Genomic DNA, 3,660 nt, shown 5'->3' on the forward strand with positions numbered 1-3,660 from the left:
CGCCATCCTCGCCCGCTGGGCCCTCACCGCCCACCCCACCGCCGAACGCGAGGACGAAGACCTCTTCCGCCGCCTCGAAGCCGGCGAGGACATCGGCGCCGTCACCACCGACGACGACGCCCGGGGAGCCGCGTGAGCCGCTACCGCATCGTCTACGCACCACCCGCCGACGACGCCCGCAAAAAGATGCCCACCGGGCTCAAGGCCCGCTTCGACGCCGCCATGCGGGACTTGGCCACCGACCCCTACGCCCACGGCTCCACACCCCTCGACGGCCAGGAAGACCGCCGTGAAGCCGTCGCCGCCGGAGTCGTCGTGCGCTACTACGTCGCCCGCGCCGTGCTGACCGTCACCGTCGTGCGCATCGTCTACATCTGAGCCAGCCGAGAAGGAACCACATCCGCACATGGCCACCGACCAGGAGCCGTGGAGCAGCGAGGAAGACCGGCCCACCTCCGGCGCCTGGAGCATACCCGGAGCACCGACGGCACGGCCCTACGACCCCGGCCGGGAGGTGGAGCGCCCGGGCAGCGAGGTGAACTTCCCGCCCATCGACAACGGCTTGGACTATCTGCTCAGTGTCACCGAGCACTTGGCCGCCGGCGAGGAGAGTGTCAGCGCCCGGGATCTGAAGTACGCCGTGCTGCACCTCCAGGCTGCCGCCGAAGTACTCCTCAAGTACCGACTCCAGCTCGAACACTGGACCCTGGTCTTCAAGAACCCCGGAACCGCCCGCCGCGCCGAGCTGGACGACGGCAGTCTCCCCAGCTGCACCACCAAGGAGGCGCTGGAGCGACTGCGTCACATCGTCGGCATCTCCATCACCGACAAAGAGACCAAGCTGCTCCAGGACCTGGCGGAGACCCGGAACAAGCTCCAGCACCACGGCCTCACCGCCAAGGCACGGGCCGTCGAAGCCCGCACCTGCCACGTCCTGGACTTCCTCGTCCGCTTCCTCGCCGAGCACCTCATTCCAGGGCTCAGTCGGGAGGAACGCGAGCGCATTGAGATCGACATGGAACGCATCCGCGGTGGCCTCACCCTGATCCAGGGCTTCGTCACCCAACGCCGCAAGCGGCTACGGGGAGAGCTGGAACCGCTCAAAACCATCACGGTGCGCTGCCCCCACTGCACCGAATGGGCACTGGTGCTGGAGAGAGAAGAAAGCACCTGCCGTTTTTGCACCCAGCTGTGGGAGTGGGACGTTCTCAAAAACACCTACAGCTCGACGGTGGACCCCGCCCTGGTCACCGGCGGGGCGGAGGTCCCCTTTCCCTGCCCCGACTGCAACAGGGACTCGTTGGTGATGGCCATCACCGCAGGCGACCCCACCAACGTGGTCTGCCTCTGTTTCCACTGCCCGCGGCCCTTCCCCGACATCAGGGACTGCCGCGGCTGCGGCTCGATGCTGGGAGCCGGCGAGGATCCGCTGCTCTGTTCCTCTTGCGGCGCGGCAGGTCTCTCCTTCTGAGCGTCGAAGACAGGTTTCCCGAGCCGCGCCCATGCAAAAGGCTCGGACCACCGCAATCGCGGTGCTCCGGGCCTCCCCGCCCCGGGGGTCAGGTGTGGGACTGCTCGACTTCCGCGTCTGGGGTGCCCACCCGGCCGACCAGTAGCTCTGTCACGGCCAGTAGATCGGGGGGTGAGAGGTGTGTGACCAGTGCCTCGACCACCTGCTGGGGCGAGGCACGGGGCACGAGGATGTGCTCCGCATCGGTTCCCGAACCGTTAACGCCGTTAATGGTCCCCGAGGGCGAAGGCCTGCTCCCTGCGCCCTCACCCTCCCCGAGCCGATCGGCCCAGGCCGGCGAGGAGACAGGAGCCCCCGAGGCATTAACGCCGTTAACGCTTTCCGCCTCCGGAGCATCCGGCTCCGTGTGGCGCGACCGCTGGCGAGGCGGCTTCACCGAGTTCAGAGCCTTCTCCGCCTCCGCGGCCTGCTCCTCCTTCGGCAACCGCCCGATCCGACGGGCCGGCTCGACCTTCAACTCCCCGGACTCGACCTTCTCCTGCAACTCCGGGGTCAGCTCGAGAAGTGCCAGGCGCTGCGATACCCACGCGGCTGTCTTCCCCAACCGCTGCGCGACCTTCGCCTGTGACCCGTGAACCCCGGCGAGTTCCCGAATCGCCTGAGCCTGTTCCAACGGCGGCACATCGACCCGATGGATGTTCGCGATCAGAGCGGACTCCAGGATGTCCGTGGAACTGGCCGCCAGCTCATCGTTGACGTCGATCCTCAGCTCCGCCAACTCCGCCGCGCGGGCAGCGGCCAGACGCCGGTTACCGTCGACGACGACGTACTCGGGTTCCCCGATCTCCCCCTCCCGACCGGGATGAGCCCGGAGGAACGCCTCGCGCCTGACTACCGTGACCGGCTGGATCTGCCCCTTGGCACGTAGAGACGACGCGGTCTCCTCGATGTCGGTCAGCTCACTCCGCGGATTGAACGGGTTGTGCGCCAGCAGCCGGAGCTCCACCGCCGCAGGAGGACGCTTGCCCTCCCCCTTCATGATCTGCTGACGGGTCCGGACACGACGAGGCACCGGCTTCTCGCCGCCCTCCTCGTCCTCCATGCTGAAACCGCGGGTGACCCGACGGGCAGGGGGTGTCATACGGCCAGCTCCTTCGCCAGATCACGCATCGCCTGCGCGTGCTCACTGTCGGGGGCGTACTCCAGGAGCGGGATCTCCCCGTCCGCGGCCTCCCGACCTTCCTTCAAATCACCGATCACGGCCAACACCGGCGGAGAACTGCTCTTCTCCCACTGATCCTTGTTCTCCTTCACGAGCTTGCCGCGCCGACTGTCGTAGGCGTTCACGATCAACCCGAGGTGATCCACCCGGATCCGGCCCTTCGCGCTCAGATCCTCTATCTGGACCTCAACAGCCGGAACGCCCGATGCGATGCCTTGTTCGCCCACACCGGCGTTATCACCCCCGAGCGGTCGGCGAGTTCACCGTCCCGACGCCGCACGTAGTACAGGGCCGTGTCCATGTTCAGCCCCAGACTGGGCGGACCGTCGATGATGATGACGTCGTAGCCGCTCTCCAACGGCTCCAGAGCGCGCTCGAGGGCCGCTTCGCTGAAGCTCACCTTGGACACCCCCGGCCAGCACCGACCCCACACCGGCCACCACGGCGCCGGCGGGAACATCGAACGGTGGCGGGGGCGGTGAGCCGGGTGCGACGGGCGCCGGGTGACCGCTCAGCTCGCTCGCGGACCCGGCCCGGAAGGGTTTCCCGCACCACCCCCGAGGTGGACATCCCCCATCCGCAGCGCGACTGCGGATCCGTGGGCGGCACGGATGGTGGCATTGCCCCCGATCGCCTGGCCCCCGTCGGAGGCCGTCACCCCACCACCACCGGGCCCGAGGACTTCCAGCGCCTGTAGCAGTTCGTCGGCGAAGGCGGGGTCGCGTTCCAGGAGGTCCTCGAGGGAGTCGACCAGGCGCCGCCGGGTCCGCTCACTGGGCTCTTCCATTCCTCGTTCGGCTTCCTCACCGGCGCGTTCCAACGCCGGATCCCCGCCCAACCGACCCGCAACCGGGCCGCCGATGCGGTCCAGGCCGGCGTCGACACGGGCATCGACGGCTTCTCCGGCGCGTTCCGCACCGCGTGCGGCGACCCGTGCGGTCAGCCACGCGAAGACGTACCCCACCAC

General features: G+C 68.4%; 6 protein-coding genes. 2 read left to right on the forward strand and 4 right to left on the reverse strand.

The window, feature by feature from the left end; genetic code table 11:
- The first annotated feature begins 132 nt into the window (after positions 1-132).
- Both FNQ90_RS15895 and FNQ90_RS15900 read left to right on the forward strand, forming a co-directional pair.
- Positions 133-378: a type II toxin-antitoxin system RelE family toxin gene (locus FNQ90_RS15895; protein ID WP_407699375.1), complete on the forward strand. Its 246-nt coding sequence runs from the start codon at positions 133-135 to the stop codon at positions 376-378.
- Positions 379-406: 28 nt separating this feature from the next.
- Positions 407-1,471, forward strand: a complete 1,065-nt coding sequence (locus FNQ90_RS15900; RefSeq protein ID WP_182606989.1) for a hypothetical protein — start codon at positions 407-409, stop codon at positions 1,469-1,471.
- An 88-nt stretch (positions 1,472-1,559) separates the two neighbouring features.
- Here the strand turns inward: FNQ90_RS15900 and FNQ90_RS15905 are convergent, their stop codons facing one another.
- The 4 genes from FNQ90_RS15905 to FNQ90_RS15915 form a co-directional block, all read right to left on the reverse strand.
- Positions 1,560-2,612 (reverse strand): ParB/RepB/Spo0J family partition protein, encoded by a 1,053-nt coding sequence (locus FNQ90_RS15905; protein WP_182606990.1) that lies wholly within the window; start codon positions 2,610-2,612, stop codon positions 1,560-1,562.
- Positions 2,609-2,839, reverse strand: coding sequence for a ParA family protein (locus FNQ90_RS27460; protein ID WP_228471263.1), 231 nt, complete (start codon positions 2,837-2,839; stop codon positions 2,609-2,611). Before FNQ90_RS27460 ends, FNQ90_RS15905 begins: the two co-directional genes overlap by 4 nt.
- A gap of 29 nt (positions 2,840-2,868) precedes the next feature.
- On the reverse strand, positions 2,869-3,093 hold the full coding sequence (locus tag FNQ90_RS27465) for a ParA family protein (RefSeq protein ID WP_267133060.1): 225 nt from the start codon (positions 3,091-3,093) through the stop codon (positions 2,869-2,871).
- Positions 3,094-3,204: 111 nt separating this feature from the next.
- A partial coding sequence (locus FNQ90_RS15915) for a hypothetical protein (RefSeq protein ID WP_182606991.1) occupies positions 3,205-3,660 on the reverse strand: 456 nt, incomplete at its 5' end.

The organism is Streptomyces alkaliphilus (assembly GCF_014141535.1).
Lineage (GTDB): Bacteria > Actinomycetota > Actinomycetes > Streptomycetales > Streptomycetaceae > Streptomyces > Streptomyces alkaliphilus.

What these genes read in the sequence shown, in the direction of transcription:
- FNQ90_RS15900 (WP_182606989.1), top strand. Translation starts at nt 407, where the DNA reads ATGGCCACCGACCAGGAGCCGTGGAGCAGCGAGGAAGACCGGCCCACC.
- FNQ90_RS15905 (WP_182606990.1), bottom strand. Translation starts at nt 2,612, where the DNA reads ATGACACCCCCTGCCCGTCGGGTCACCCGCGGTTTCAGCATGGAGGAC.